This is a genomic window from Enterobacter sp. TMH.L2 (assembly GCF_050847315.1).
Classification (GTDB): Bacteria; Pseudomonadota; Gammaproteobacteria; order Enterobacterales; family Enterobacteriaceae; genus Cedecea.
In genome coordinates this window covers 459,201-482,782 of the sequence record NZ_CP193791.1, presented here as the reverse complement: position 1 = coordinate 482,782, position 23,582 = coordinate 459,201, and the positions used below count along the sequence as shown (strand labels likewise).

At 54.1% G+C, this 23,582-nt stretch carries 28 protein-coding genes; 9 read left to right on the top strand and 19 right to left on the bottom strand.

The genetic code is table 11. From position 1 onward, the window contains the following. Positions 1-13 precede the first annotated feature (13 nt). The 3 genes from fimC to fimA form a co-directional block, all read right to left on the bottom strand. Positions 14-709, bottom strand: a complete 696-nt coding sequence (gene fimC / locus ACREYP_RS02420; protein ID WP_008460886.1) for a type 1 fimbria chaperone FimC — start codon at positions 707-709, stop codon at positions 14-16. A 44-nt stretch (positions 710-753) separates the two neighbouring features. Further along, complete coding sequence (gene fimI, locus ACREYP_RS02415) at positions 754-1,299, bottom strand: type 1 fimbrial protein subunit FimI (protein WP_008460884.1); 546 nt, start codon at positions 1,297-1,299, stop codon at positions 754-756. A 78-nt stretch (positions 1,300-1,377) separates the two neighbouring features. Further along, the gene (fimA, locus tag ACREYP_RS02410; protein ID WP_008460883.1) at positions 1,378-1,932 is read right to left on the bottom strand and encodes a type 1 fimbrial major subunit FimA; all 555 of its coding nucleotides are present in this window, start codon (positions 1,930-1,932) and stop codon (positions 1,378-1,380) included. 588 nt (positions 1,933-2,520) lie between these two features. Here fimA and nepI point away from each other — a divergent pair. Continuing rightward, entirely contained in the window at positions 2,521-3,702 is a 1,182-nt protein-coding gene (nepI, locus tag ACREYP_RS02405) for a purine ribonucleoside efflux pump NepI (protein ID WP_336818869.1), read from the top strand. Between the two features lie 52 nt (positions 3,703-3,754). On the opposite strand, the gene ACREYP_RS02400 is transcribed toward nepI, so the two are convergent. The 10 genes from ACREYP_RS02400 to ACREYP_RS02355 form a co-directional block, all read right to left on the bottom strand. After that, positions 3,755-4,162, bottom strand: a complete 408-nt coding sequence (locus ACREYP_RS02400) for a type II toxin-antitoxin system HicB family antitoxin (RefSeq protein WP_008460879.1) — start codon at positions 4,160-4,162, stop codon at positions 3,755-3,757. 45 nt (positions 4,163-4,207) lie between these two features. After that, the gene (locus tag ACREYP_RS02395) at positions 4,208-4,366 is read right to left on the bottom strand and encodes a type II toxin-antitoxin system HicA family toxin (RefSeq protein ID WP_498881386.1); all 159 of its coding nucleotides are present in this window, start codon (positions 4,364-4,366) and stop codon (positions 4,208-4,210) included. A 100-nt stretch (positions 4,367-4,466) separates the two neighbouring features. Then, positions 4,467-5,315 carry a taurine dioxygenase gene (gene tauD / locus ACREYP_RS02390; protein ID WP_336818868.1) on the bottom strand — a complete coding sequence of 283 codons (849 nt, stop codon included), beginning with the start codon at positions 5,313-5,315 and terminating at the stop codon, positions 4,467-4,469. Next, positions 5,312-6,139 (bottom strand): taurine ABC transporter permease TauC, encoded by an 828-nt coding sequence (tauC, locus tag ACREYP_RS02385; RefSeq protein ID WP_336818867.1) that lies wholly within the window; start codon positions 6,137-6,139, stop codon positions 5,312-5,314. Before tauC ends, tauD begins: the two co-directional genes overlap by 4 nt. Then, the gene (gene tauB, locus ACREYP_RS02380) at positions 6,136-6,903 is read right to left on the bottom strand and encodes a taurine ABC transporter ATP-binding subunit (protein WP_336818866.1); all 768 of its coding nucleotides are present in this window, start codon (positions 6,901-6,903) and stop codon (positions 6,136-6,138) included. Before tauB ends, tauC begins: the two co-directional genes overlap by 4 nt. A gap of 15 nt (positions 6,904-6,918) precedes the next feature. Next, positions 6,919-7,893, bottom strand: coding sequence for a taurine ABC transporter substrate-binding protein (tauA, locus tag ACREYP_RS02375; RefSeq protein ID WP_336708648.1), 975 nt, complete (start codon positions 7,891-7,893; stop codon positions 6,919-6,921). 174 nt (positions 7,894-8,067) lie between these two features. Further along, the gene (gene murP / locus ACREYP_RS02370) at positions 8,068-9,519 is read right to left on the bottom strand and encodes a PTS N-acetylmuramic acid transporter subunit IIBC (protein ID WP_008460868.1); all 1,452 of its coding nucleotides are present in this window, start codon (positions 9,517-9,519) and stop codon (positions 8,068-8,070) included. Positions 9,520-9,521: 2 nt separating this feature from the next. Next, positions 9,522-10,430: an N-acetylmuramic acid 6-phosphate etherase gene (gene murQ / locus ACREYP_RS02365; RefSeq protein ID WP_336818865.1), complete on the bottom strand. Its 909-nt coding sequence runs from the start codon at positions 10,428-10,430 to the stop codon at positions 9,522-9,524. Positions 10,431-10,583: 153 nt separating this feature from the next. Further along, entirely contained in the window at positions 10,584-11,774 is a 1,191-nt protein-coding gene (gene metC, locus ACREYP_RS02360; protein ID WP_336818864.1) for a cystathionine beta-lyase, read from the bottom strand. Positions 11,775-11,816: 42 nt separating this feature from the next. Next, the gene (locus tag ACREYP_RS02355) at positions 11,817-13,061 is read right to left on the bottom strand and encodes a dicarboxylate/amino acid:cation symporter (protein ID WP_008460862.1); all 1,245 of its coding nucleotides are present in this window, start codon (positions 13,059-13,061) and stop codon (positions 11,817-11,819) included. A gap of 225 nt (positions 13,062-13,286) precedes the next feature. Between ACREYP_RS02355 and ACREYP_RS02350 the strand changes: the two genes are divergently transcribed. Further along, the gene (locus tag ACREYP_RS02350; protein WP_008460859.1) at positions 13,287-14,210 is read left to right on the top strand and encodes a LysR family transcriptional regulator; all 924 of its coding nucleotides are present in this window, start codon (positions 13,287-13,289) and stop codon (positions 14,208-14,210) included. Positions 14,211-14,417: 207 nt separating this feature from the next. Continuing rightward, positions 14,418-14,675: a YjhX family toxin gene (locus tag ACREYP_RS02345; RefSeq protein WP_008460858.1), complete on the top strand. Its 258-nt coding sequence runs from the start codon at positions 14,418-14,420 to the stop codon at positions 14,673-14,675. A 231-nt stretch (positions 14,676-14,906) separates the two neighbouring features. Here ACREYP_RS02345 and ACREYP_RS02340 read toward each other — a convergent pair whose 3' ends face one another. The 3 genes from ACREYP_RS02340 to ACREYP_RS02330 all read right to left on the bottom strand — a co-directional run bounded on the left by ACREYP_RS02340 (position 14,907) and on the right by ACREYP_RS02330 (position 16,895). Beyond that, positions 14,907-15,107, bottom strand: coding sequence for a glycogen synthesis protein GlgS (locus ACREYP_RS02340; protein WP_071530516.1), 201 nt, complete (start codon positions 15,105-15,107; stop codon positions 14,907-14,909). A 128-nt stretch (positions 15,108-15,235) separates the two neighbouring features. After that, positions 15,236-16,429, bottom strand: coding sequence for an anthrax toxin-like adenylyl cyclase domain-containing protein (locus ACREYP_RS02335; RefSeq protein ID WP_336818863.1), 1,194 nt, complete (start codon positions 16,427-16,429; stop codon positions 15,236-15,238). 133 nt (positions 16,430-16,562) lie between these two features. After that, a complete protein-coding gene (locus ACREYP_RS02330) occupies positions 16,563-16,895 on the bottom strand; it encodes a YegP family protein (protein WP_336818861.1) in 333 nt (110 codons plus the stop codon). Between the two features lie 217 nt (positions 16,896-17,112). Here ACREYP_RS02330 and ACREYP_RS02325 point away from each other — a divergent pair, with 217 nt between their 5' ends. From ACREYP_RS02325 to ACREYP_RS02305, 5 genes are all read left to right on the top strand, one after another. Then, the gene (locus ACREYP_RS02325) at positions 17,113-17,811 is read left to right on the top strand and encodes a Crp/Fnr family transcriptional regulator (RefSeq protein WP_008460851.1); all 699 of its coding nucleotides are present in this window, start codon (positions 17,113-17,115) and stop codon (positions 17,809-17,811) included. 58 nt (positions 17,812-17,869) lie between these two features. Then, a complete protein-coding gene (locus tag ACREYP_RS02320; protein WP_039287910.1) occupies positions 17,870-18,616 on the top strand; it encodes a nucleoside phosphorylase in 747 nt (248 codons plus the stop codon). A 2-nt stretch (positions 18,617-18,618) separates the two neighbouring features. Next, positions 18,619-19,335: a nicotinamide riboside transporter PnuC gene (gene pnuC / locus ACREYP_RS02315; protein ID WP_336818860.1), complete on the top strand. Its 717-nt coding sequence runs from the start codon at positions 18,619-18,621 to the stop codon at positions 19,333-19,335. A gap of 470 nt (positions 19,336-19,805) precedes the next feature. Further along, positions 19,806-20,333: a superoxide dismutase [Cu-Zn] SodC gene (gene sodC / locus ACREYP_RS02310; RefSeq protein ID WP_336818859.1), complete on the top strand. Its 528-nt coding sequence runs from the start codon at positions 19,806-19,808 to the stop codon at positions 20,331-20,333. Continuing rightward, positions 20,330-20,854 carry a DUF3455 domain-containing protein gene (locus ACREYP_RS02305; protein ID WP_336818858.1) on the top strand — a complete coding sequence of 175 codons (525 nt, stop codon included), beginning with the start codon at positions 20,330-20,332 and terminating at the stop codon, positions 20,852-20,854. The genes sodC and ACREYP_RS02305 overlap by 4 nt, the downstream gene beginning before the upstream one ends. 371 nt (positions 20,855-21,225) lie before the next feature. On the opposite strand, the gene ACREYP_RS02300 is transcribed toward ACREYP_RS02305, so the two are convergent. Continuing rightward, positions 21,226-21,684: a DUF943 family protein gene (locus tag ACREYP_RS02300; protein WP_336818857.1), complete on the bottom strand. Its 459-nt coding sequence runs from the start codon at positions 21,682-21,684 to the stop codon at positions 21,226-21,228. After that, positions 21,668-22,516 carry a DUF3289 family protein gene (locus ACREYP_RS02295; RefSeq protein ID WP_498881082.1) on the bottom strand — a complete coding sequence of 283 codons (849 nt, stop codon included), beginning with the start codon at positions 22,514-22,516 and terminating at the stop codon, positions 21,668-21,670. The genes ACREYP_RS02300 and ACREYP_RS02295 overlap by 17 nt, the downstream gene beginning before the upstream one ends. A gap of 227 nt (positions 22,517-22,743) precedes the next feature. Between ACREYP_RS02295 and ACREYP_RS02290 the strand changes: the two genes are divergently transcribed. After that, positions 22,744-23,022, top strand: a complete 279-nt coding sequence (locus tag ACREYP_RS02290; RefSeq protein WP_442892467.1) for a DUF3455 domain-containing protein — start codon at positions 22,744-22,746, stop codon at positions 23,020-23,022. Between the two features lie 68 nt (positions 23,023-23,090). Here ACREYP_RS02290 and ACREYP_RS02285 read toward each other — a convergent pair whose 3' ends face one another. Continuing rightward, complete coding sequence (locus ACREYP_RS02285; protein ID WP_442892470.1) at positions 23,091-23,549, bottom strand: DUF943 family protein; 459 nt, start codon at positions 23,547-23,549, stop codon at positions 23,091-23,093. Between the last annotated feature and the right edge of the window lie 33 nt (positions 23,550-23,582).

Genomic DNA, 23,582 nt, shown 5'->3' with positions numbered 1-23,582 from the left:
TGCCCGCCTGGCGTTACTGCATGACACCCGCTTGTGCTTTAGTCACCGCGCCGTAGTCGTTCACAGTCTGGAAGCTCACCGCCCCCTGAACGCCGGACGGTACGGCAACCTGCACGCTATTTTTCGGTGCCACCATGGTGTTAGGCAGTTTTTCACTCCCCATTTTCAGGTTGACCAGTGAAACGTAGTAAGGCGACGGGTTACTGATCTTCAGGTACTGACCGTTGCGCGCGAAGCGAATCTCTTTCAGCGCATCTTCCGGCTGCATCTGCAGATTTTTAGGGCGTACAAACAGTTTGATGCGGGAAAGCACCGCCAGTTGAAGGACGTTTTTTCCCTCAACGCTGTTTTTATCCACGGAAGGAATGGCCTTCACGTTCATCCAGAAAATAGACTCGCGATCCGTCGGTAACGCCGGCCCGGCATAGATAATACGCAGCGTGTTTTCGCTTTTTGGCTCACTGACAAACAGCGGCGGCGTAACCACAAAACTTTTCTCTTTCTGGCCGAGATCGTTCTCGATCCATGAGTTCACCAGGAAGCGCTCTTTCGGATCGCTGTTGGTGATGGCCAGCGAAGTTTGTTTCGCGTCGGCCGGATAAATAACGCGCGTAGCGCCCAGGGCAATACCGCCCGCAGCCTGCGCATTAAAAGTCATCATCATTAAAGAGAGCATCAGTGCCGAAGCGGCTTTATATAATTTGTTCATCACGACAGGTACCATCAAAATAGCCAGAATGGAAAAGCAGAGGTTCAGGGATAAACCAGCGTGAACCAGACGTCAGAGCGAATATTTCCGGGCGACATATGCTTAGAAACCGCGCGATAACGGGCAGTAAAATGAAAACTCATTTCCTGCGTAGTTATTTCCGAATAAGACGCCGGTTCGCTATTGGGAATAATCAGCTGCTGCTGTTGGTCGAATAATGCGAGGCCAATGCCGCTGCTGGCGTCATTGCCACTTACGCTGGACGTGGCCAGAAAGACCAGAGGATCTTCCGCAGGAGTAGATCCCTGAAACGCGATGCCCACATGGTCATAAACCTCCGGGCGACAGTCCGTCAGCCGAAGGGTAAAAGGGATGCTGGGCGGCGCGTAGCTGCCAACATCTTTAAATACGTTGCTCGGGTACTGGCCCATTTGCACCGTCATTTCCTGACTTTCAGGTGCGACGGCGCAGGCGCCGTTAACCAGCTCACCCTGCATATGCACTTCCCCACCGTGGATAACCACAATGCGCTTTGCCTGAACGGGATTCACCGCAGCCAGCATCGCCAGGAGCAGGATTTTCCTTATCATCATCGTCCTCTCTGGACTCGCGTCGGACAAGCCTCATCCGTGAGGCTGAATCATCCCTGTGCTCTCAGCCGTGGCTGATTATTCGTATTTCATAACGAAAGTTGCGTCCGCGTTCGCAGCACCGGCAGTCGCGGTGGCAGCGGTTGCTTTATAGCGAGCGGTGAACGGAATGGTGTTCTCACCGTCGTTCAGAGTCTGAGCGGTAGAGAAGGTAGAACCGTTCGGAGACAGGGTCTTAGAGGTACGATCCAGGATCTCGATACCCACGCCTTTCGCGGTGGTTGCGTTCCCGCTGGAGTTTACCGCCAGCAGCGTTGGGTCGGTCGCATCAGTCTGGCCGGTGAATGCCACAGAAGCGGTGGCCGCCACGGTGCTATCGCAATCGGTCAGAACGATGTTGAATGGGATCTGGGAAGAGGTATCGCCCACTTTGGTGAAAGCGGCGGTACGGTACTGGCCCAGTTTAACGATCTGGCCGTCGGACTGAGTGCTTACCGCACAAGCGGCGTTAACCAGCTCGCCCTGGAAGTGCACGGTCCCGCCATTAACGGTAACAGGATCTGCTGCGTTAGCGGCGCTGCTGACCAGAGCAACGGTTGCGATCAGAGAAGAGGCGATTTTGCTTAATTTCATGGGTATTCCTTCATATATAAAACGCACATCGGAGTCAGGCATCCTTCATGACTCCGTTTGAATCATCATCGGTCTTAAATGACCGCATAACGCATTCCCCACATCCTGTGGGAATTCCTTAGAATGCTCAGTGGTTTCATTAGAATTAAAGACAAACGTTTCCCCAGCACATTATTTAATGTGCCGTATAAAGTTATCTTTAATAATTCAAGATGAAATTTTTATATATTCGTGATGGGCTACGAAGTATGACTAAATTAAGCTAAATTTTATTTAAGTAATAGATACCAATTCTTTATGTTGCATAAGCTCGGTCTTAATAACGCCTAAGAAATGACCAGGCAAACCTTTCGGGAAAATGATTCTGGAGAGATAAAAGCCTCGTTAATTTAGGGGGTTATATTATTCTCTTAGCCCCGGAAAATTGTTCGTTTTTTGTTAAATTTGTTTATTTTTTGTTTGATTCAGATAAAGGGATCTTGAACGCCTGCCGCGCAATACTGAGTGAAGTTGCCAAAAGGTTAAAGACGTTGCGCAAGCGGTGATACACTGGAAGGCTTGCCCCAAACTTTGACCCAGGACTTCAGGATGAATGAAACCGCCCCCCATACCATTCCGGCAACCTCAGTAACACGCCCCAACTGGTCGGCAGTCTTTGCCATCGCGTTTTGCGTGGCCTGCCTGATTACCGTTGAGTTTTTGCCGGTTAGCCTGCTGACGCCGATGGCGCAGGAACTGAATATCTCCGAAGGCCTTGCCGGGCAGTCGGTCACGGTCACCGCCTTTGTGGCGATGTTTGCCAGCCTGTTTGTCACCAACCTGATAGGATCGACCGATCGCCGCCGTGTGGTGCTGCTTTTTGCCGTGCTGCTCACCGCCTCCTGCCTACTGGTTTCGTTCGCGGGCAACTTCTCTCTGCTGCTGCTTGGTCGCGCCTGTCTTGGGCTGGCATTGGGCGGGTTCTGGGCAATGTCGGCCTCGCTGACCATGCGCCTTGTGCCCGCGCGCACGGTGCCTAAGGCGCTGTCCGTTATCTTCGGAGCCGTCTCGATTGCGCTAGTGATTGCCGCCCCGCTGGGCAGCTTCCTCGGGGGGATCATCGGCTGGCGCAATGTCTTTAACGCCGCCGCCCTGATGGGCGTCGCCTGTATTATTTGGGTCTGGAAAGCGTTGCCTTCTCTGCCAGGGGAAGCGGCGCACCAGAAGCAAAACATGTTTGGCCTGCTCAAACGCCCGGGCGTGCTGGCGGGTATGCTGGCAATTTTCATGGCGTTCGCCGGGCAGTTCTCGTTCTTTACCTATATTCGCCCGGTTTATATGACCCTGGCGGGCTTTGACGTGGACGGCCTGACGCTGGTGCTGCTGAGCTTCGGTATTGCCAGCTTCGTCGGCACCTCTCTTTCCGCCCCGATCCTGAAACGATCGCTCAAGCTGGCCCTGGCCTGCGCGCCATTAATTCTCGCTATCAGCGCGGCGGTACTGGTGCTGTGGGGGACGAACAAAGCCGTGGCATCGGTGATTGCTATTGTCTGGGGGCTGGCCTTTGCCCTCGTGCCGGTCGGCTGGTCAACGTGGATCACCCGCTCGCTGGCGGATCAGGCGGAAAAAGCCGGGTCAATTCAGGTGGCCGTGATTCAACTGGCCAACACCTGCGGGGCGGCAATAGGCGGCCTCGCGCTGGATAACCTCGGCCTGCTGGCCCCGCTTATCTTGTCCGGCAGCCTGATGCTGCTGACAGCGGTGCTGGTTACGGTGAAGGTGCGGGCTTAAGTTGTAAAAACAACAAGGCCCGCACCTGGCGGGCCTTATTCGTGATGAGAAGCTACAGGCGTTTAGTTAATTCACGGCGAGCCAGCTCTGCTAAAAAACCACTTCGGCTGGCGTACTCCCTATTACCACTGACATAGCTATCGATTCTCGCCAGCAAGGATTGTGGCAACGTAATATTCAATTTTACCGATTTACCTTCGTACCGGGTAATATCGATATCAACAAATCCCCAAACGCCCCCCTGGCAACTCTCATCATTTTTATGATCGTTAATCGTCAGAGCAACAGGCACCGCTCTGCCTTTCTCGCTTTGATATTCCAGATGAGCATTAATCGCGCCATGGGCGTCATCGATAGCCTCATCGATGGTGTCTCCGGCGAAATAGCAGCCTTCAATATCCGGCACAAACCCTGACCAGCTTCCACTTTCGGCCTGGTGCAAATACACAGGATATTTCATACGTTCCTCTCTCCTGAAAGCGCTACTCGTTGGCACGCCACTTATTCATTTCTCACCCAGTTGCTTAAGAATTTTATGCAACGTTCCCGGGGCCAAATCCTTGGTTGGGTGGGGTACCACGACAGGGTTTGCCTCACCTTCTTTTTCAAAAATGTGGTGGCTGCCTCTGGTACGCACGTGTAGCCATCCCAACTTTTTCAACATCCTTATCAGCTCTGCGCTTGTCATTCCTTCATCCATGAAGTGAAATTTGGTGGTTATAATAACCACCAAAAGAGCAAATATCAATCACACCTTCGGATGCTCAGCCGCGCCAGAAAGGCTTATCCCCGAGGATTGTCGCGCGGTGCATGATACGGCGAGCCGGGAGATAATCGGCGTTGGCGTAATGCTGCGTCACACGGTTGTCCCAGATGGCAATATCGTTTTGCTGCCAGCGCCAGCGTACCTGGAACTCTGGTTTGGTGATGTGGGCAAACAGGAAGCCCAGCAGCGTCTCGCTCTCTTTTTCTGTCAGGTTAACAATGCGCGTGGTAAAGCCTTCGTTGACGAACAGCGCCTGTTTCCCGCTGACCGGATGCGTGCGAATCACAGGATGGCGCAGCGGCGGGTTCTTCGCCACGGCTTCGCGCCAGCGCTGGTGTTCGACTTCGCTGTGGGCGTACTTATACTCCTGGAACGATTTACGGAAATCGTGCTCGGCCTCGAGCCCGGACAACAGCTTTTTAAACGGCTCGGACAGCCCCTCATAAGCGGCAATCCCGCTGGTCCACAGCGTATCGCCGCCGGTTTCCGGCAGCTGCTTCGCCGCCAGAATCGCTCCGGCAGGCGGCGTTTCAATAAAGGTCACGTCGGTGTGCCAGTTGTCGTTATCCGGCGGATTATCGTTGTGGGTATCCAGCACGATAATTTCTTCCACGCCTTCGGCATGCGGGTAAACCGGGTGAATATGCAGATCGCCGAAACGCAGAGCCAGCGCGCGCTGCTGCTCGGGCGTAATTTCCTGCTCGCGGAAGAACAGCACCTGATGGCGGATCAGCGCGTGGTAAATCTGCTCGAACTGGTTGTCGCTCAGGCCGCGCGTTAAATCCACGCCGTCAACCTGCGCCCCGATATACGGCCCCAACGGCTTAATGTTCACTTTTTCACTCATTGCCCTTCTCCATGCCACGGGGTCAGGCGGCGCTGTAGCGCCCGTAGCCCCAGTTCTAAACAGAATGCGATGACGGCAATGACGCCGATCCCGGCCAGCACCACGTCGGTCGCCAGAAACTCACCGGCGGACTGCACCATAAAGCCCAGCCCGCGCGTGGCGGCGATAAGCTCTGCGGCCACCAGCGTGGACCAGCCCACGCCCAGCCCAATGCGAAATCCGGTCAGAATTTCCGGCAGCGCGCCCGGCAAAATCACATGCCAGATAACCTGCCAGCGAGATGCCCCGAGCGCCTGAGCCGCACGAATGCGTACCTGCTTCGCGCTGCGCACGCCCGCCATGGTGGACATGGCCACCGGCGCAAAAATCGCGAGATAAATCAGCAGGATTTTGGATGTCTCGCCGATGCCAAACCAAATCACCATCAGCGGTAAATAGGCCAGCGGCGGCACCGGGCGGTAAAGCTCGATCAGCGGATCAAGAATGCCGCGCACGGTGGGACTCAGCCCCATTGCAATGCCCACCGGGATGCCTATCAACACCGCAGCGGCAAGCGCGGTAAGAATGCGCCCCAGGCTCGCGGCCAGATGCTGCCAAAGCGTGGCGTCCATAAAGCCCTGCGGCCCGGCGATGGTGATAAGCTTCGCCAGCACCTGCCCCGGTGGCGGCAGAAACAGCGGGCTTATCCAATGCTGCGCCGCCACCCACCACCACAGCAGCACCAACGCCACCAGCGTGGTTGCGCTTAGAGTAAGCTGACGCGAAAACGGCCAGCGCCAGGCTAGCCTGCGGCGCACGGGTTTGTCCTGAATCACTATGCTCATAAGAAGCCCTCCCGCTGATCGAACACGCGGCTCAGCACGTATTCACGTTTGGCGATAAATTCTGGATCGGATTTGATGCTTCGGCACGGCTCTCCGGCGGCAAAGCGACGGCCAAAATCAAGCTGAAGCCGCTCCAGCACGCGGCCAGGGCCTGGCGAGAGCAAGACCAGCTCCGTCGCCAGAAAGACCGCCTCTTCAATGTCGTGGGTGATCAGCAACACCTGCCGACGGCTTTCGTGCCACAGCTTCAGCATTAGAGTTTGCATCTGCTCGCGGGTAAAGGCATCCAGCGCGCCAAAAGGCTCGTCCAGCAACAAAAGCTGGGGCTTCGTCGCCAGCGCCCGGGCAATGCCCACCCGCTGCCGCTGCCCGCCCGAAAGCTGCCAGATGGCGTTTTTCGCCTTATCTTCCAGCCCAACCTTGCGCAGCATGTCGAGCGCAATCTCTTCCCGCTCGAGCTTAGCCTGCCCGGCAAGCTGCAGCCCGAAGGCCACGTTATGCAGTACCGATCGCCAGGGCAGCAGCCCTTCGTTCTGAAAAACAACCCCGCGCTCGGCGCCGGGGCCTGCAACCGTTTTGCCCTGAAGCGTAATGCTGCCGGAATGATAGGGAACGAAACCGGCGATCAGGTTAAGCAGCGTGGTCTTACCGCAGCCGGAAGGGCCGAGCACCACCAGCAGCTCGCCCTCGTCCACCGTCAGATTAATGTCGTCGAGTACCGGCTTACCGCCGTACTCCGCGCTGAGATGCGAAACCTGTAGCATCGCCGTGTCTCCTGTTTACTGCGCCAGCGGCTTCACGAAGCGGTCGGTCACAAACTGGCTATAATCGGTGGCGACCGCCGGCACTTTGCCCTGCTCTTTCAGGAAGTGCGCGGTGTCCACGATGGCTTTATTCACCGGGCCGCTGAGCTGCTCAACCTGCTGCTTCGCCGTCAGGTAGGTATTGCCCTTCACCAGCCCCGGGACGTCGTTTTCCGGTACGCCGCTCAGGCGCGAAAGCTTGCTCAGGTTGTCCGGCTGCTGAAGCCAGCCGTCAGGATTGTCGAGGTAGCCTTTCTGAGCCGCAACGGCGCTGCGGGCAAAAGCGGTGACCACATCAGGATGTTTTTCAGCAAAGTCTTTACGTACGACCCAGACGTCGAGCGTCGGGGAGCCCCATTTGCCCACCTGCGCCGAGTCCGTCAGCACGTTGCCGTCTTTTTCCAGCTCGTTCACCGCCGGAGCCCAGACGTAAGCGGCATCGATATCCCCGCGCTGCCACGCGGCAATAATTGCCGGAGGCTGAAGATTTAGAATTTGAACCTGATCCGGCTTGATGCCCCAATGCTTGAGGGAAGCCAGCAGGCTGTAATGGGTAGTCGAAATAAACGGCACGGCGATGCGTTTGCCGATCAGGTCCTGCGGCGTTTTGATGCCTTTTTTGACCACCAGCGCTTCAGAGTTACCGAGCTGGGAGGCCAGGAGGAAGACTTCAATCGGTACGTTTTGGCTGGCGGCAACGGCCAGCGGGCTGGAGCCGATATTGCCGATTTGCACATCGCCCGAGGCGAGCGCACGCACCACGCTCGCGCCGCTGTCGAACTTACGCCATTCCACTTTCGCCCCGCTGTCTTTGGCAAAAGCGTCGTCGGCTTGCGCAACTTTGGCGGGTTCGGCGGAGGTTTGGTACGCCACGGTAACGTCCACCGCGTGGGCCTGAGCCGCAATTAGGGCCAGTGCAACCAGCCAGAGTGAGTGTCGTTTTGCTGCCATGATTCTGCTCCTGTCTCGGGGGAGAGAGCAGTATTTCCAACGGCAACGATTCCATAAAAGAATAAAAAATTATCGCTAATGCCTTTCCGTCCTTAGAAAAAAAGTGGGCAAGGTTAGCTGCTGAGCGGGAATAACGCCGCCCGCAGAAGGCGGGCGGGCAAGAGTCATATTAACTTAAGTCAAATCAACGTTCTTACTGCCAAAACACCAGGTCATGATAAACCCGGCCACATAGGCGATAACAATCCCGGCAACGTAAACCGCCATCCCGGCGAAGATCCCCTGATGGGAAGTCATCAGCGGAATCGACACCAAACCTGACGGCCCAAACACCGTATTCAGTCCGACGGGCAGCCCCAGCCAGGCCACCAGCCCGATAAAGAACCCGCCGATGCCGCCGCCGATACAGGCGGTAATAAACGGCTTCAGGCGCGGCAGCGTCACGCCGTAAATCAGCGGCTCACCAATGCCCAGCAGGCCGGGAATAATCGCCCCTTTGATTTGCGTACGCAGGACCGAGCCTTTCGGCGAGCGGGCAAACAGAGCCAGCGCCGCGCCCACCTGCCCCGCACCGGCCATCGCCAGAATCGGGAACAGCGAGTTAAAGCCCTGGGCATCCATCAGCGCGAAGTAGACCGGGACAAATCCCTGGTGAATACCAAACACCACGGCAATCAGGAACAGCCCGGCCAGAATCGCCGTGCCGAACGGGTTGCCGTTCAGGTGCATAAACAGCCAGGACATGCCTTTGAACAGCTCGCCGCCGATGGGCATGATCGCCACAAAAGTGATCGCCCCGGTGATCAATAAGGTGATCGTCGAGGTGAGGATCATATCCAGGTTGTCCGGGATCATCCGTCGAACCTGGCGTTCGATCCACGCCCCGAGCATACAGGCCAGCAGCACGCCAATAATGTTGCCGCGCGGGTCTATAGCCAGCCCGAAGAAGGTATCCATCCCGGCGTAGTAGCCCACCTTGCCTTCCGGCACGTAGCGCAGAATAAACAGCGAGGCGATGATCGCCCCGTTCACGCCGGTGCCGCCGAAAGCTTTCTGGGTGTTGAAGCCAATCAGAATGCTCAGGAAGGTAAACAGCCCGATGCTGAACACCTTCATATAGGCAATAAGCTGGGTCAGCCAGGCCGCAGGCGCTGTGCCTTCAACGATCAGCGTTTGCTGCAGCAGCGTGGCAATACCCAGCAGCAGCCCGGCGGCGATAAAGCCCGGGATCAGCGGCGTGAAGATGGTGGCAAACTTAGTGAGGAAGTTATGCACCGCGCTGTTCTGCTTCGCCTTCATCTGCTGTTTGTTCTGGCTGGCGAGCGCGGCCAGGTCCGCGCTTTCGCCACGCTCCGGCTCGCTTAAGCCCCCCTGCTTTAACAGGCCATTCATCAGCTCGCTGGCGGTTTGCGCTTTGCCGGGGCCGAGAATAATTTGCAGCTGGTCGTCGCCGTTGACCACGCCCATCACGCCGGGGATTTTCTTCAGGTCGTCGTGCTGAACGAGATCTCTGTTTTTGAGCGTTAGCCTGAGACGCGTCATGCAGTTGCCGCAGACAAGGATATTGCCGCTGCCGCCCGTCAGGCGCAGGATGTCTGCCATCATCGAGCCGGTGATTTTCGCCATAGCTACCTGTTTAACCCCCGTAATGCTTCACGTATAAAGCCTTGTTTTTTCGCCAGCAGATCGCTTGCCTCTTCGGCTGACAGGCCGCTCAGCAGCATGAAGATCGCCGTTTTGCAGTGGCGGCGGCAGGCGCTAAGCGCCGCTTCGGCCTGCTCCGGGCTGCATTCGGTCGCCGCCACCACAATATTGACCTGGCGCTGGATCAGCTTGGCGTTGGTGGCTTCCACATCCACCATCAGGTTGCCGTAGACTTTGCCGCTGCGAATCATCGACCCGGTAGTGATCATATTCAGGATCAGCTTTTGCGCCGTCCCGGCCTTCATACGTGAAGAGCCGGTGACGATTTCCGGGCCGACGACCGGTTCAATGGCGATATCCGCCGCCAGGCTCATTTCGCTGCCCGGATTACAGGAGATCGCGGCAACGGTGGCCCCCACGCTTTTTGCATAGGCCATAGCGCCCAGTACGTAAGGCGTGCGCCCGCTGGCGGCAATCCCTACCAGCACGTCACGCGCGCTGAAGTTCAGGTTACGCAGATCCTGCTCACCCATTTCACGGTTGTCTTCGGCGTTTTCTACCGCCTGCAAAATGGCCGGATGCCCACCGGCAATCAGCCCGACGACCTGCTCACGCGGCGTGCCAAAGGTTGGCGGGCACTCACTTGCATCCAGGATCCCCAGACGGCCGGACGTTCCTGCGCCGCTGTAAATCAGCCTGCCGCCCTGGGCGAAAGCCGCCACCACTTTATCGACAACCTGAGCGACCTGCGGCAGCGTGGCTTCCACCGCCAGCGGCACCCGCTTGTCTTCGTTATTAATAACTTTAAGCATCTCTAAGGTGGGCAGAGTGTCGATTTCCGAGCTGGCCGGATTGCGGCCTTCGGTGACCAGTTTGGTTAAGTTAATTTTCATCGGGACATCCGTTATGTGTGTTCTGTTGTGCATAGTATGGAATATTTTATTCCATGTGCGTGAACACAATCACGAATATTTTATTCCGCGACAAAGGGAATAGCAGAATAACTCGGGCGAGAAAGCCGCCCTTGCGGGCGGCAAAAGAGGGAATCAGGCGATGCGGGTAAAACCGGCTTCCAGGTCAGCAATCAGTTCTTCAACGTTTTCCAGGCCAATATGGACTCGCACCAGCGTGCCGCTGAAGTCCACCTTACCTGCCGGACGAATGTCGTTCAGCTCTTCCGGCTGGTTGGCCAGGATCAGTGACTCAAACCCGCCCCAGGAATACGCCATATGGAACAGCGTAAAATTATCCAGGTAACCCGCAAGCTGCTCGTCCGTCAGGCGCTGTTTTAGCACAAAGGAGAACAGGCCGGAGCTGCCGGAAAAGTCGCGTTCGAAGAACGCATGTCCCGGACATTCAGCCAGAGCAGGATGGTTAACCCGCTCCACCAGCGGATGAGCCGACAGCCAGCGGGCAATCGCGAGGCTGCTTTCCTCATGCTGCTTCAGCCTGACTCCCAGCGTGCGCAGGCCACGGGCAGCCATATACGCCGTATCGGCATCAAGCGTCTGGCCCATCAGGTACGAGTTTTCACGCAGGCGATCCCAGCAGCGTGCGTTGGCAACCGCCGTCCCCAACATGCCGTCCGAATGGCCGATGGTGTATTTGGTCCCGGCCTGAATCGAGATATCTACACCATAATCCAGCGCACGGAATAGCACCCCGGCGGCCCAGGTGTTGTCCAGCATGACAACAATTTCCGGGTTAACGGCGCGAATAGACTTAATCATGCCGGGCACGTCCTGAACCTCCATGGTAATTGAGCTCGGAGACTCAAGGAAAACAACGCGGGTATTCGGCTGGATGAGCTCAGCGATCCCGGCGCCAATCAGCGGATCGTAATACGTTGTTGAGACGTTGAATTTGCTCAGGATCTTGTTGCAGAAATCCTGCGTTGGCTCATAGGCCGCGCCGGTCATCAGGATATGATCTCCGCCGCTGACAAAAGCCAGAATCGCATTGGTGACCGCCGCCGCGCCGCACGGATAAAGCGAGCACCCGGCACCGCCTTCTAACTCCGTCATCGCCTTCTGGAAGGAAAAATGCGTCAGCGTGCCTCTGCGGCCATAGAACAGTTCGCCGTTTGCCCGGTTGGCAGTGGCAAATTTTTTGGCTTTTACGCTGTCAAATACCAGCGAGGACGCGCGCTGGATGACCGCATTTACCGCCCCCTGGGTGTAGCGTTTTTCACGCCCGGCGACGATCAGCTGAGTTTCAAGATGACTTTTCTGTTTCATAAAATTCTCCCGTTATTTCCTGATTCATTCCATTCAGAGGGCTTAGCCAGCGAGGCTGTTTGCGGCCAGCGGAGCGCTGGTTTCCGGTTCACCACGCTTCTTTCCGGCGAAGCGTTCAACGATTTGTGCCGCATTAAGATCGTGGATCACGTTGATAAGCGTGGCCGGTGCATCGGTAATGGTGCCAAGCACCACCAGCAGCGGGATGGCTTCCATCGGCAGCCCCAGCGTCGTGACAATAAAGATCTCCCCGAGGAACGCGCCGCCCGGCACGCCGCCAACGATAATGGCCGACAGCACAGCAATCAGCATCGCGAGGAAGAAGGTTTCGCTGGTAAATGGCAGGCCAAGAACCGAATAGATAAAGACGATTTTCAACGCGGCAATCATCGCCACGCCGCCTTTATTGAGGTTCACCAGCAGCGGAATCGAGACATCGACAATTTCAGGGTTGATGCCCATTGCCTTGCCCGCACGCAGCGTAACCGGCAGAGTACCGAGCGAAGAACAGGTACCCAGCGCGGTCGCGGAAGGTTCAATCGCGTGTTTCCAGAACGCTTTTACTGCCGGAAGCCCGCCGCCAATCCACGAATAGAAAATGGAGCCAAGCACGTAATAGATAAGCGTTGCCGCCATAAATAACCCGATGGCGCGAGCGAAGGTCATCAGCAGAGAAGCATCCTGGCTCGCCATGGTTGCAGCGAAGTAGCAGCCCAGGCCGACAGGGGCCACCTTCATGATAATAGAGACAATTTTCATAATAACGGTGTTGGCGTCCTGCAGCAGAGCGGCGATGCGTTTACCCGCATCCGCCGACTGACCAATCGCTACACCGGCGATAATCGCAATCACGATCAGCGCCAGGATGTTCGACTTGGAGAACAACCCGACAAAGTCGCTGGTGGTCACCATGCTGACAAAATCCATCTCCCCCGAGCCGCCTTTCACCGAATGGGAAAGATCGATGGTCACGCCCTGTGCCGGGTTGTACCAAAGCGCCAGCAGCACAATGCCTGCGGCGGGAATAAGCGCCATGGCGATGGAAACAATAAAAATAACCACCATGATGCGGCCTAACCGTTTAAGGTCGGTCATGCCGGCAATAGATGACATCACGCTGACGCCAACCAGCGGCACAATAATCATAAACAACAGGTTGAGGAATATTTGCCCGACAGGTTGTAATTTAATGGCGTAAGTTGGGGCATAAATACCCAGCAAGCCGCCGACAATGAGAGCAAATAAAAGAACAAAAGATGATTTGTAGGGTTCGAGGCGTGTCCACATAAAGGATACCTTCTCAATAAAAGTAATAATAACTGGGACGAAAATCACAATTACCAACTGCTGTAATTAAATCCCCGGGCTTTTGTGATGAAAATCACTAATAATGTATAAAATTCATTTTCCAACTTCTTTATTTACTACAGCGCAATAGTTACACTTTTGAAATTGGATTGGTATGGGGAATTAATACCGTTTCCTCAAATCACTTGTGAATAAAAGGAAAAAATGAGCGCGCCAATTTCACTCAAGCATCTCGAGGTATTCGTCAAAATTATCGATTGCGGCGGGCTGTCTGAAGCGGCGGCACAGCTCAGCGTGTCGCCTTCGGCGGTGAGCAAGAGCCTGGCGGCGCTGGAGGATTTACTGGGCACAACGCTTATCAAAAGAACGACCCGCAGCATCACGCTAACCGATGCGGGGCAATATCTGTTTAACCGCGCTAATAAGTTAATTAAAGAATTCGACGATACGCTAAATACCACATCAAGCTATTACAACAATCCGCAGGGTGAATTGCGCATCACCTGTTCTATTGCGTTTGGCTACGCCAGGCTGGTCAACCTTGTTGATAAATACCGGGCGAACTTCCCCGATGTGAATCTTTATATTGACCTCAACGATAACTTTATTAATCTTAATGAATCCGACTTCGATATCGCCCTGCGAATATCCACCTCTCCGCCGCAAAATTACGCCATGCGCAAACTGGCTCCAGTTCGCTGGGCTTACTGTGCCACCGCAGACTACCTCAGCAAGAAAGGGATGCCGGGCAAACGCACGGATCTGGTCACGCACGACTGCCTGGTTTACCCAGGGCTGACACCGCAGATTAAAACTACCGACGAGCACGAACGGCAGCACCTGCTAAAAATGCGTACGCCAATCCAGGCCAACAGCAGCCTGGTACTGCTTAAATCCGTACTGGAAAATCAGGGCGTCGCCTACCTGCCCACCTATCTGATTGGCGACCATATTCAAAAGGATGAACTAACCCCGCTGCTGCTGGACGGCATCATCACTTACGAAACCCATGCGCTGTACGCCCTCTATTTCCCGAGCAAATACAGCAATCCTAAGGTCAGGTCGTTTATTGATTTCCTCGTAGGGGAGCTTTCGCCGCAGCCAGCGTGGGACAACTGGATCCCTTAATTATTTCCCTTTAGTTTTTCTGTGTTATTATCCGCCCGTTATTTCTACCGAACTTACTCAGAGGCTTGATGCTGGAGAATGTCATCATCTGATAATCAGTGCCCCGCCTGTCACAGGCCGGACTGATTATCACTGCGCTTAACTCTTATGCGAACACACGCGTTGTGTTGGCACGTTTTGCACATGATGATGAAAAGGTTTTTCAGCATGAATTTATCCCGTCAGGAACAGCGTACCCTTCACGTTTTAGCGAAAGGGGGACGCATCGTTCACACTCGCGACTCGTCAGGCCGCGTCACCGCCGTTGAATGTTACTCCCGCGAAGGGTTACTGCTTAGCGACTGCACGCTGGCCGTGTTCAAAAAGCTCAGAACCAAGAAGCTGATTAAATCCAGCAACGGGCAGCCATACCGGATCAACACCAGCGGGCTGAACAACGTTCGCGCCCAGCCGGATAACAGGTAATTGACGAGAGTCTGGATGAAACAGGCGTTTTGAAGGGCTAAAACAGATAACGGGCCATCTGGCCCGTCGAGACTGATGACAAAGCTCATGCGGATAAAGTTCTGCAATCTGTCACCTGAAAATAAACTGGAAAATCAATCCATTGATTTTCGGCTGCTAGCCACAAAGAAGGAAAAACCACGCTTTTTCCTTCTTCGTCTGCAACTTTAACGGGCCGCATGGCCCGTTATTTCAATGTTCGAGCTCGGCGGCCCGGAATTCTTCTTCGCAATACTGGTTGAAGCGTTCGCAGAACCACGTTTTCTGCTCACGGCTCATGTTGCCTGTCACGGCCTGGAGATTCACCTGCTGCCCCGAAGCCTGCATATGCGCGAAGCTCCGCGCCAGAAAATCAAAATTCTTTACTGCCTGTAGATCTCTGTTCATCAGCATATCCCTCTGTGAGTTAACTTTTGGGTAAGTCATATGCTTCTGGTTTCAGTATCGACCCGCCGGCGATTATTTTTTGAACAATGAATGCGCTTTTGGGATTTCTCCCTGCGATATATCGAAACGCGACTTTAGCGCTGCCGAATCGGCCTTGTGAACTGCGCCGCCTCCAGCGTTAACTTTGCGGCAGTAAACCTGTCGCTGCGCACGCCAAGAACCTCCTTTTCCCACAGCGGATTCAGCGGCACGTGGTAGCCCGCGTTCTTGGCCTGAAGCACCAGCTCCGCAAGATCGTCTTTGTTTTCAATAATGCACAAAGGCGCAAAGCGCCCGATTTTATGGGGCAGCGCGAACGTGGCCGGGTAGTTGCTCTCAGGATCGGTAACCGGGTTGGCGCTGTCCGTTGCGTGATGCACCACTTTTTCCCCGTCCCCCACCAGCGCCAGGTTTAGCACGCCAATCATCCTGCGGGCGCGCTCGCTCGTGTTGCCTGTTTCCTCGTCGCTCTTGCGGTAGAAACTCGCCGGGCTGTCATAGTCCCCGCGCAGCGCCTGGTGCTCAGGCAGCGTGCGGTAATTTTCCAGCCGCTGGCGAAATACCTGATGCGACACATCCGGCACCTGCAAATTATCCTCAGGCCCTAACTCGCTGACGTGCGGGGCGATGACCAGCAGATCATAATCCGCGGTGAAGGGCCGGGCTTCAGCGTGTGGGGCAAGCACCTGCAGGGGTGCACCGTGATGGGAAATTTGATACCGCGCTTCTCCGCTGCCCGGCAGGCGCCGGGCCTCAAACGCATAAGGCTCCCCGCCTGGCCCGCTGGCCCTGAGATGGCTCACGCCGCCGGCGCTCTCAGGTGACAGCTTGTCGATAAGCCCCTGCTCAAACAGGTCGTGCAGGCGGCTCTGGGAAACTTCCAGCGGCACGGCGGCAGCATGCCCGTCAACAATGCAGGCCTGCGTTTGCAGGTTAAACTTCGCGATTCGCTCGGGCGAGGCGTTCTCCAGCTTGCTGAACCGCTGCTCCACGCAGATAAACCCCGCCTGCGGCCCCCACGAGGCGCTTTTCCCCTTGATGTGAAATCCTTTGGTCGGATACCCGGCCTCAATCAGCGCCGTTGCCAGCTTGTCCACCGGGCGAACGCCAATGATGCAATTGTGTTCCGAGGCGACTTTTTGAAGCGGGATAAGGTGCTCAGGCACGATGCCGGTTTTGCCTTTGATGTGCGAGACAAGCAGCGAGAGATCCGTGCCGGGCGTTTGACTCGCTGTGGACAGGTGAAGTTCTAAAGGGCGATGAGCCGCAGGGGAGGATTCAACTTTCATTTTTACGGCCAGGCTCCCGGCGATAAACAACAAGCCATTGAGGCTGCGACCGGGAAAAGGCGGCCGGGGCAGCATCACGCGAAAACATCACCCAGGTGAATGCTCGCGGATTGCCCCGCCGCCCTGGTTCCGGTTAAGTCTTGTCTTTCACCGTTTCGGTTCCACCGTTATTTTTCACCGAGGCAATGCCTTTATCCCGGGATTGCTCCGTGGCGTACATCTGGCTGGTACCAATCACCTGATGATTGCCGGCCTTGAGGTTGAAGTAGAACTTCCCGTTGCTGGCAACCTTCTTGTCGTAGCGATCCTCCAGCGGGCTGTTGGTGCGCACGGAGGCGATACCGTTGTCCGCCGAGGCGCGGGTTTTATACAGCTCGCTGGTGAGGACCACTTCGCCATTGCCCGCCTTGAGCACGAACTTAAACTGCCCGTCGCTGCTTTTGCTTAATTCGAACCAACCAGACATGTTAACTCCTTGATTAAAATCATAAACAGTTAATAGATTGGGTGAACGTCAAAAACAGTATGTACGAAAAACAAACAAATCGCCCACCCCACCTGCGCCCTGGCGGGACAAATGTCCCGGCCACGATGCGGATTTAAGATCCCGCTGGCAGTTTTCACGCTAATCTGTGGGCAACGCGGGACGGGCGTCCTGTCCTTATTTGACGGGAAATTTTATAGTGAACAGCATGAAAAACGAGAACAGACCCGGCGACTGGCTGAACGTCATTGAACGCGTGACCGGCGACCCGGTGCTGTATGAGCTGCTGAAGTATTGCCCGCTGGATATTCTGCGCAGCTGGCAGCTAAAACATTACCCACGCGGCTCGCTGATTTTTCGCCAGGGGGAAATTTGCGATGAATTCCACCTGATTGTTAAAGGGGAAATCGACGTTTTCACCACCGCCGACGACGGGCGAAAATATTCCCAGGCGCGCTATAAAAAAGGCGACATTCTGGGGGAGCTGGAAATATTCGAGCGGCGGCAATACATCTGCTCGGTAGAAGCGGTTAGCGACGCGGCACTTTTAGTGCTGACGCGGGAAGAGTTTATTCGCTGGCTGGGGTTAGACAATTACTTTAATCAAAAAATATTACAGGCCGTGAGCGATCAATATTATCAGCTCTCCAAAAAGGCCGGGGAAGACATTCTTTATTCGTTACATCAGCGTCTTTGCCTGGTGCTGTGGCAGAAATACCAGCAAATACAGGGCAGTATTCCGCTTAATAAGCAGCAATTAAGCGAGCAGTTTGCGGTGGCTCCGCGCAGCATTAACCGCATTTTATCCGAACTGCGGGAAGACAATATCATTGCGATTCACGGCGAGCAGATTCAGGTTCTCGACCCTCAGCGCCTGCGCCAGCACGCCGAACATTAAATAACAGCAGCCAATCCTGAGCCATGCCAAATGGCTCATTTAACGCCAGGTAACTATCATGACCCAACTCCAGCCCCATATCCGGCTCAGCCGGGAGATGACGCACGCCCGTTATGCGCTCCTGCCGGGCGATCCGAAACGCGTGGAACACGTCGCGCAGTTTCTGGACAACGTGGAAGACTTCGGCAGCAACCGGGAATATCGCGCCCTGCGCGGCTGGTTCCGCGGCGTGGAAGTGCTGGTGATGTCCACCGGCATGGGCGGGCCTTCTACCGCCATCGCCGTGGAAGAGCTGCGCCAGATCGGCGTCACCAACCTCATCCGTATCGGCAGCTGCGGGGCGATGCAAAACCACATCCGCCTCGGCGACCTGGTGATCGCCACCGCCGCCGTGCGGGACGAAGGCACCAGCCAGATGTACATCGACAAAGGCTACCCGGCCTGCGCGGACATCGGCCTGGTGCACCACCTGACTCAGCAGGCCAAACGCCTGGGCTACGCCAGCCACTGCGGCTATGTGCGCAGCCACGACAGCTTCTACACCGAACGCGAAGACGAGATTAACCAGTTCTGGTCCGGCAAGGGCATTCTGGCTGCGGATATGGAAACGGCACCGTTGATGGTAGTTGGCGCATTGCGCGGTTTGCGCATCGCCTCCGTGCTTAACGTGGTGGTTGAGCACAGCGGCAATCTGGAAGAAGGCATTAACAACTACCAGCAGCAGGAACACTCCTGCCTGCAGGGTGAATCCCGCGAGATTTTACTCGCCCTCGAAGCGCTCTATCTTGACAGCCAGGAGCAGTAATCATGGATTTCTTCAGCATTAAGAATGTGATGGTCACCATTCCGCTCGGCGAGGGCGGCTACGCGCTGTCGTGGATCGAGGCCATCGGCACCGTCTTCGGCCTGCTCTGCATCTGGTTCGCCAGCAAAGAGAAGATCATCAACTACCTGTTCGGCCTGATTAACGTCACGCTGTTTGCGGCGATCTTCTTCCAGATCCAGCTTTACGCCAGCCTGCTGCTGCAGGTGTTCTTCTTCGCCGCCAACATTTACGGCTGGTACGCGTGGAGCCGCCAGAACGAGGCCAACGAGGCCGCGCTGAAAATCCGCTGGCTGCCGCGCAGCAAGGCGTTCACGCTGGCGGCAGTTTGCCTGGTCGCCATCGCGCTGATGACTTTCTTCATCGACCCGGTCTTCGCCGTGCTGACCCATATTGCGGTGGGCATTATGCAGAGTGTCGGCGTGGCGGTTGAGATGCCGCAGCTGCAGCCAGATGCCTTCCCGCTGTGGGATTCCGCGATGCTGATCCTGTCGATTGCCGCGATGGTGCTGATGACGCGTAAATACGTCGAAAACTGGCTGCTTTGGGTGGTTATCGACGTGATTAGCGTGGTGATTTACGCCATTCAGGGCGTATATGCCATGTCGCTGGAATACATCCTGCTGACGGCAATTGCGGTGATGGGATCTATGGCGTGGATCAAGAGCGCCCGAATGATTGGCTCCCGGCCGCTGGCTTAAATCGTTTTATTCAGTTTAAGGGCCGCTAAGCGGCCCTTTTGCTATTCGGATATATCTTATTTATCAAGCCGGATGAAAATTAAAGGCTTTTTAAAAATCTCGAGATTTTCAGCGACCGCGTTCAACCCACTCAGCGTATTCATCTACACTTTATTTCAGGCACAGCAGCGAGATAATTTTTAACGATCGTTAGCAGGTCTTTTTCACTCTCTCTTTTTACTGCCTTATCCGTTTCTATTTTCATTCAGGCCTCTCCCTTTAATCGCTCAAGATCACAGGATAACTTTATGAAAATATTGTTTTTAAAAATCTTCACGCTGAATTTCAACCCACAATTTTACCTATCAGAGCAATCAAACAACTCGCAAAACAGTTTGTTATAACCAGCTGACTGCCGCGCATAAGCCCGCAGCACAAAATTTTGCGACATCTGTTTTTTGCACCTTCTAATAAAAGTACGGGGTTAAACGATGAATAAGTTAAAAACATTAAATCTGGCGCTGAGTATTACCGCCCTTGCCTGCACCGGGCTGGCACAGGCCGCCACTGTCGCCATGAACACCGTCGACGCCAGCGGCACTTCCACCCCGGCGGGCACCATTGAATACCACGCCACCCAGTACGGCGTGGTCTTTACGCCGAACCTGAAAGGCCTGCCGCCGGGCATTCACGGCTTCCACGTTCACACTAATCCGAACTGCGGCCCCGCCATGCAGGACGGCAAAATGGTGGCTGGCCTGGCGGCGGGCGGCCACCTTGATCCGGCCCACACCGGCAAACATGAAGGCCCGTGGGGCAACGGCCACCTCGGCGATCTGCCTGCGCTGTACGTCGACAGCGACGGTACCGCGACCTATCCGGTGCTGGCTCCTCGCCTGCGCATGTCAGACTTAAAAGGCCACTCGCTGATGATCCACGCCGGCGGCGACAACCACTCTGACCATCCGGCAATGCTCGGCGGTGGCGGCGCACGTATGGTTTGTGGAGTGACGTCATGAGCAAGCGTGTTTTAACGGCGGCGTGTTTCACGCTGATGATGGGCGGGCTTCCGGCCCTGGCGAACGCGGCCGATACCTCCATCGACGCGCCCAAAGGTGAGCACCTGCAAACCGAGCTTTATGCCAGAGGCGTGCAGATCTACCGCTGCGCGGCGGCGGACGCCGAAGCCAAAACCGGGAGCTGGGTATTCCAGGCCCCGGAAGCCGACCTGTTCAGCGACAAAGGCCTGAAGCACCTCGTCGGCAAACACTTCGACGGCCCACACTGGCAGGCCGCGGACGGCAGCGTGGTGGCCGGTACACTCAGCGCCACTCGCCCGTCGAAAGATAAAGGCTCGATTCCGTGGCTGCTGCTGACCGGCACTTCCGAAGCGCAGCCAGGCCTGTTCGCCAACGTGAGCAGCATCCAGCGCGTAGACACTCACGGCGGCGTAACCGGCCCCACGGTTTGCGACCCGGCAACCTTTGGCGCAACGCTGAAAGTACCTTATACGGCGACTTATAAGTTTTATACGAAGTAGCAGCCTGTGAAGTCCTGGCCGGAAGGCCGGGGCTTTGTGCTGATGGAGTTGTCTTCAGGGGAACGGGTGCTTATTGATATTTAGTTTTTATCCTCTCGGCATTTTTAGTTCTGCAATACTCACCGTCATTAACACCAAAATCGACAGGGCATAAGGATGGTCAAATCCTGCCGAAAAATAATACTCATCCAGTTAAAAACCACATCCATGAATTTTTTTATCATGCACTTCATTAATTCCCTCTGCGGCCTCCATATTGGTTACAAGGGGTTTAGAAGCATGTCACTCATTTGAAAAACATTAATACGATTGATAGACAACAGAATAATACTCAATATAACAATTATAATATGAAGAGATTCATTTCCAGATTAATAATCCTCCCGCACCATTTCATCATTTTTTATACTATAAATACCACTTTCCAACCAAAATGAAACCCCTGTATTATTACTATCCTTAACAAACATGAGTGAGTCTTTATCAATGCAGTTTTTCTTTGTTTTCTTATCCTTAAAGCACCTTCTGTCATACTTCCCTTCTTCTTTATAGCCTTCACCAAAATCCCAGAAAACAACTGTAAATGAGCCGTTTGGACCAGGGTTGGGAATATCATATTTAAATTTAAGCATTTTTTTATTTTTAAGCCACCAGTTGATCTTGCCCAGATCTGTAAATGGAAATGATTTAACCAAAACAGAGGCATGGTTACCGTCCTTATGAACAGCGATAATTTCCACCGGACGAGTTGACAGCCAAATAAGATAACTTGCTAGCAAAAATATGGATATATATATAGTAGAGAGAGTGTTTTTATTTTTTACTCTCATTACGCCCTCCGTATATATCAACTGTGGCGTCCATATTTGTCATAAAAGGCTTGAACGCAAACAGGCTGTAGCGCTGAAGAATAAACCAAATACCAAGAAATCGAAAATACTTAAACTTGACCTTAGAAATATCATCATCATCCAGCCCGAAATGATCTTGAACCTCATAGTGAACTTTAGCGTGATATCTCTCTTTATCAATATATAGAGACTTGATTGTGATATGCGTTGCCCAGGTATCATGCACGGTAATTCCCAGGCCATTAAAATTATCTTTATAACGATCAAACTTAGGAAGTTTACCATCTAGAATAGCTTTATTTAGCTCACTTTTACCGTTAGAAGATAGGCTTTTATTTTCCCAGTCGATCTCCGCATCCAGAGCATCTTTTAATAAACGAAGAGTACTATTTTTGGTTTTGTCATTAACAATATGTGCCTTCAATGCGCTATTCAGTAATTGATGACTAAACTGTTTGCCATTACCTTTTTGCATATGTGTGATCATCAGATCGATCAGCAGGTTGTACGGGCGGTGCAGCGCAAACAGTATGGACAAGTGCCGGAGCTCATCAAAAAGGATCTCAGCACATTCCCACCGGGTCAGTTTTTCACCTTCTCCCCGGGAGCCGTGGAACATCGACTGCGGCTGGCTGAATGGGCTTATTTTCGTCATTGTGTAAGGATCTACCCTTGTGGAAACGTCCACCAAATGAAACTTCGCCCTCAGTTCAATCTCAGACAGATCGCCGGATTTCATATCTTTGGCGTTTTTGTCATCCATCTTTTTCTGGGTTTCAAATATCTTGCAGGGAAATTGTAAGGCCGACATTTATCACGTCCTTATATATTGTTGTCTCTTCCATCCCGGTAGCCAGGCATGATAAGCAGTCTTTAGCCGCTGTGTAAGTGTTGTACATTATTAAGAGTCTGAATTCAGATTTCTTAATTGCGATTTTATTCATATCAGAGATGTTGATTTACGTCGTTCCCCAGCGCCACGGCTAGATCGGAGCCGGTACCCTGAAAGGCCTGCCGCCGGGCATTCACGGCTTCCACGTGCACACTAGTCCGAACTGCGGGCCAGGCATGCAGGACGGCAAAATGGTGGCCGGCGCGCTAAGCGCCACTCACCCGTCAAAAGATAAAGGCTCGATTCCGTGGCTGCTGCTGACCGGCACTTCAGACGCACAGCCGGGCCTGTTCGCCAACGTGAGCAGCATCCAGCGTGTGGACACCCACGGCGGCGTAACCGGCCCCACGGTTTGCGACCCGGCGACCTTTGGCGCGACGCTGAAAGTGCCTTATACGGCGACTTATAAGTTCTATACGAAGTAGCAGCATAAAGCCCTGGCCGGAAGGCCGGGGCTTTATGCTGCTGGAGTTGTCTTCAGGGGAACGGGCGTTCACTGATATTTTATCAGCTCCCCTTTTTCGCTTAATCGATATTGACCATCACGAAAAATAACTACTGTATTTTTATATCTATCCTGCCACACCGTAAAAGCTTTATCTTTATCGATGCAATTTAACGGTGGCTCCAGATCGTCAAAACATAGCCGATCGTAACCATCCGTTTCTACATAACCGTCCCCAAAATACCAAAATGTAATTACATAAAAACCATCCTTGTCTGGCCCTGGAGCACCATATTTTTCTTTGAGCATGGCTTTGTTTTTCAACCACCAGTGTACTTTCCCTTTTTTTGTAAAAGGAAAATTTTTTACTAATACATCGCTGTAACTATTTCTCTTATGAACTGCAACAATTTCTACCGGTCGAAATGCTAACCATAAGCAGTATCCAGCCAATAGACCGCCAGCTAGAAATTTTAGTCCCCTTATTATGTTACCTTTCAATTTAATCACTCCAAAAAACTGACTAAAAGCTAAAACATT

Coding starts and splice junctions, on each gene's coding strand:
- fimC (WP_008460886.1), bottom strand. CDS start 709: ATGAACAAATTATATAAAGCCGCTTCGGCACTGATGCTCTCTTTAATG.
- fimI (WP_008460884.1), bottom strand. CDS start 1,299: ATGATAAGGAAAATCCTGCTCCTGGCGATGCTGGCTGCGGTGAATCCC.
- fimA (WP_008460883.1), bottom strand. CDS start 1,932: ATGAAATTAAGCAAAATCGCCTCTTCTCTGATCGCAACCGTTGCTCTG.
- nepI (WP_336818869.1), top strand. CDS start 2,521: ATGAATGAAACCGCCCCCCATACCATTCCGGCAACCTCAGTAACACGC.
- ACREYP_RS02400 (WP_008460879.1), bottom strand. CDS start 4,162: ATGAAATATCCTGTGTATTTGCACCAGGCCGAAAGTGGAAGCTGGTCA.
- ACREYP_RS02395 (WP_498881386.1), bottom strand. CDS start 4,366: ATGTTGAAAAAGTTGGGATGGCTACACGTGCGTACCAGAGGCAGCCAC.
- tauD (WP_336818868.1), bottom strand. CDS start 5,315: ATGAGTGAAAAAGTGAACATTAAGCCGTTGGGGCCGTATATCGGGGCG.
- tauC (WP_336818867.1), bottom strand. CDS start 6,139: ATGAGCATAGTGATTCAGGACAAACCCGTGCGCCGCAGGCTAGCCTGG.
- tauB (WP_336818866.1), bottom strand. CDS start 6,903: ATGCTACAGGTTTCGCATCTCAGCGCGGAGTACGGCGGTAAGCCGGTA.
- tauA (WP_336708648.1), bottom strand. CDS start 7,893: ATGGCAGCAAAACGACACTCACTCTGGCTGGTTGCACTGGCCCTAATT.
- murP (WP_008460868.1), bottom strand. CDS start 9,519: ATGGCGAAAATCACCGGCTCGATGATGGCAGACATCCTGCGCCTGACG.
- murQ (WP_336818865.1), bottom strand. CDS start 10,430: ATGAAAATTAACTTAACCAAACTGGTCACCGAAGGCCGCAATCCGGCC.
- metC (WP_336818864.1), bottom strand. CDS start 11,774: ATGAAACAGAAAAGTCATCTTGAAACTCAGCTGATCGTCGCCGGGCGT.
- ACREYP_RS02355 (WP_008460862.1), bottom strand. CDS start 13,061: ATGTGGACACGCCTCGAACCCTACAAATCATCTTTTGTTCTTTTATTT.
- ACREYP_RS02350 (WP_008460859.1), top strand. CDS start 13,287: ATGAGCGCGCCAATTTCACTCAAGCATCTCGAGGTATTCGTCAAAATT.
- ACREYP_RS02345 (WP_008460858.1), top strand. CDS start 14,418: ATGAATTTATCCCGTCAGGAACAGCGTACCCTTCACGTTTTAGCGAAA.
- ACREYP_RS02340 (WP_071530516.1), bottom strand. CDS start 15,107: ATGCTGATGAACAGAGATCTACAGGCAGTAAAGAATTTTGATTTTCTG.
- ACREYP_RS02335 (WP_336818863.1), bottom strand. CDS start 16,429: ATGAAAGTTGAATCCTCCCCTGCGGCTCATCGCCCTTTAGAACTTCAC.
- ACREYP_RS02330 (WP_336818861.1), bottom strand. CDS start 16,895: ATGTCTGGTTGGTTCGAATTAAGCAAAAGCAGCGACGGGCAGTTTAAG.
- ACREYP_RS02320 (WP_039287910.1), top strand. CDS start 17,870: ATGACCCAACTCCAGCCCCATATCCGGCTCAGCCGGGAGATGACGCAC.
- pnuC (WP_336818860.1), top strand. CDS start 18,619: ATGGATTTCTTCAGCATTAAGAATGTGATGGTCACCATTCCGCTCGGC.
- sodC (WP_336818859.1), top strand. CDS start 19,806: ATGAATAAGTTAAAAACATTAAATCTGGCGCTGAGTATTACCGCCCTT.
- ACREYP_RS02305 (WP_336818858.1), top strand. CDS start 20,330: ATGAGCAAGCGTGTTTTAACGGCGGCGTGTTTCACGCTGATGATGGGC.
- ACREYP_RS02300 (WP_336818857.1), bottom strand. CDS start 21,684: ATGAGAGTAAAAAATAAAAACACTCTCTCTACTATATATATATCCATA.
- ACREYP_RS02295 (WP_498881082.1), bottom strand. CDS start 22,516: ATGTCGGCCTTACAATTTCCCTGCAAGATATTTGAAACCCAGAAAAAG.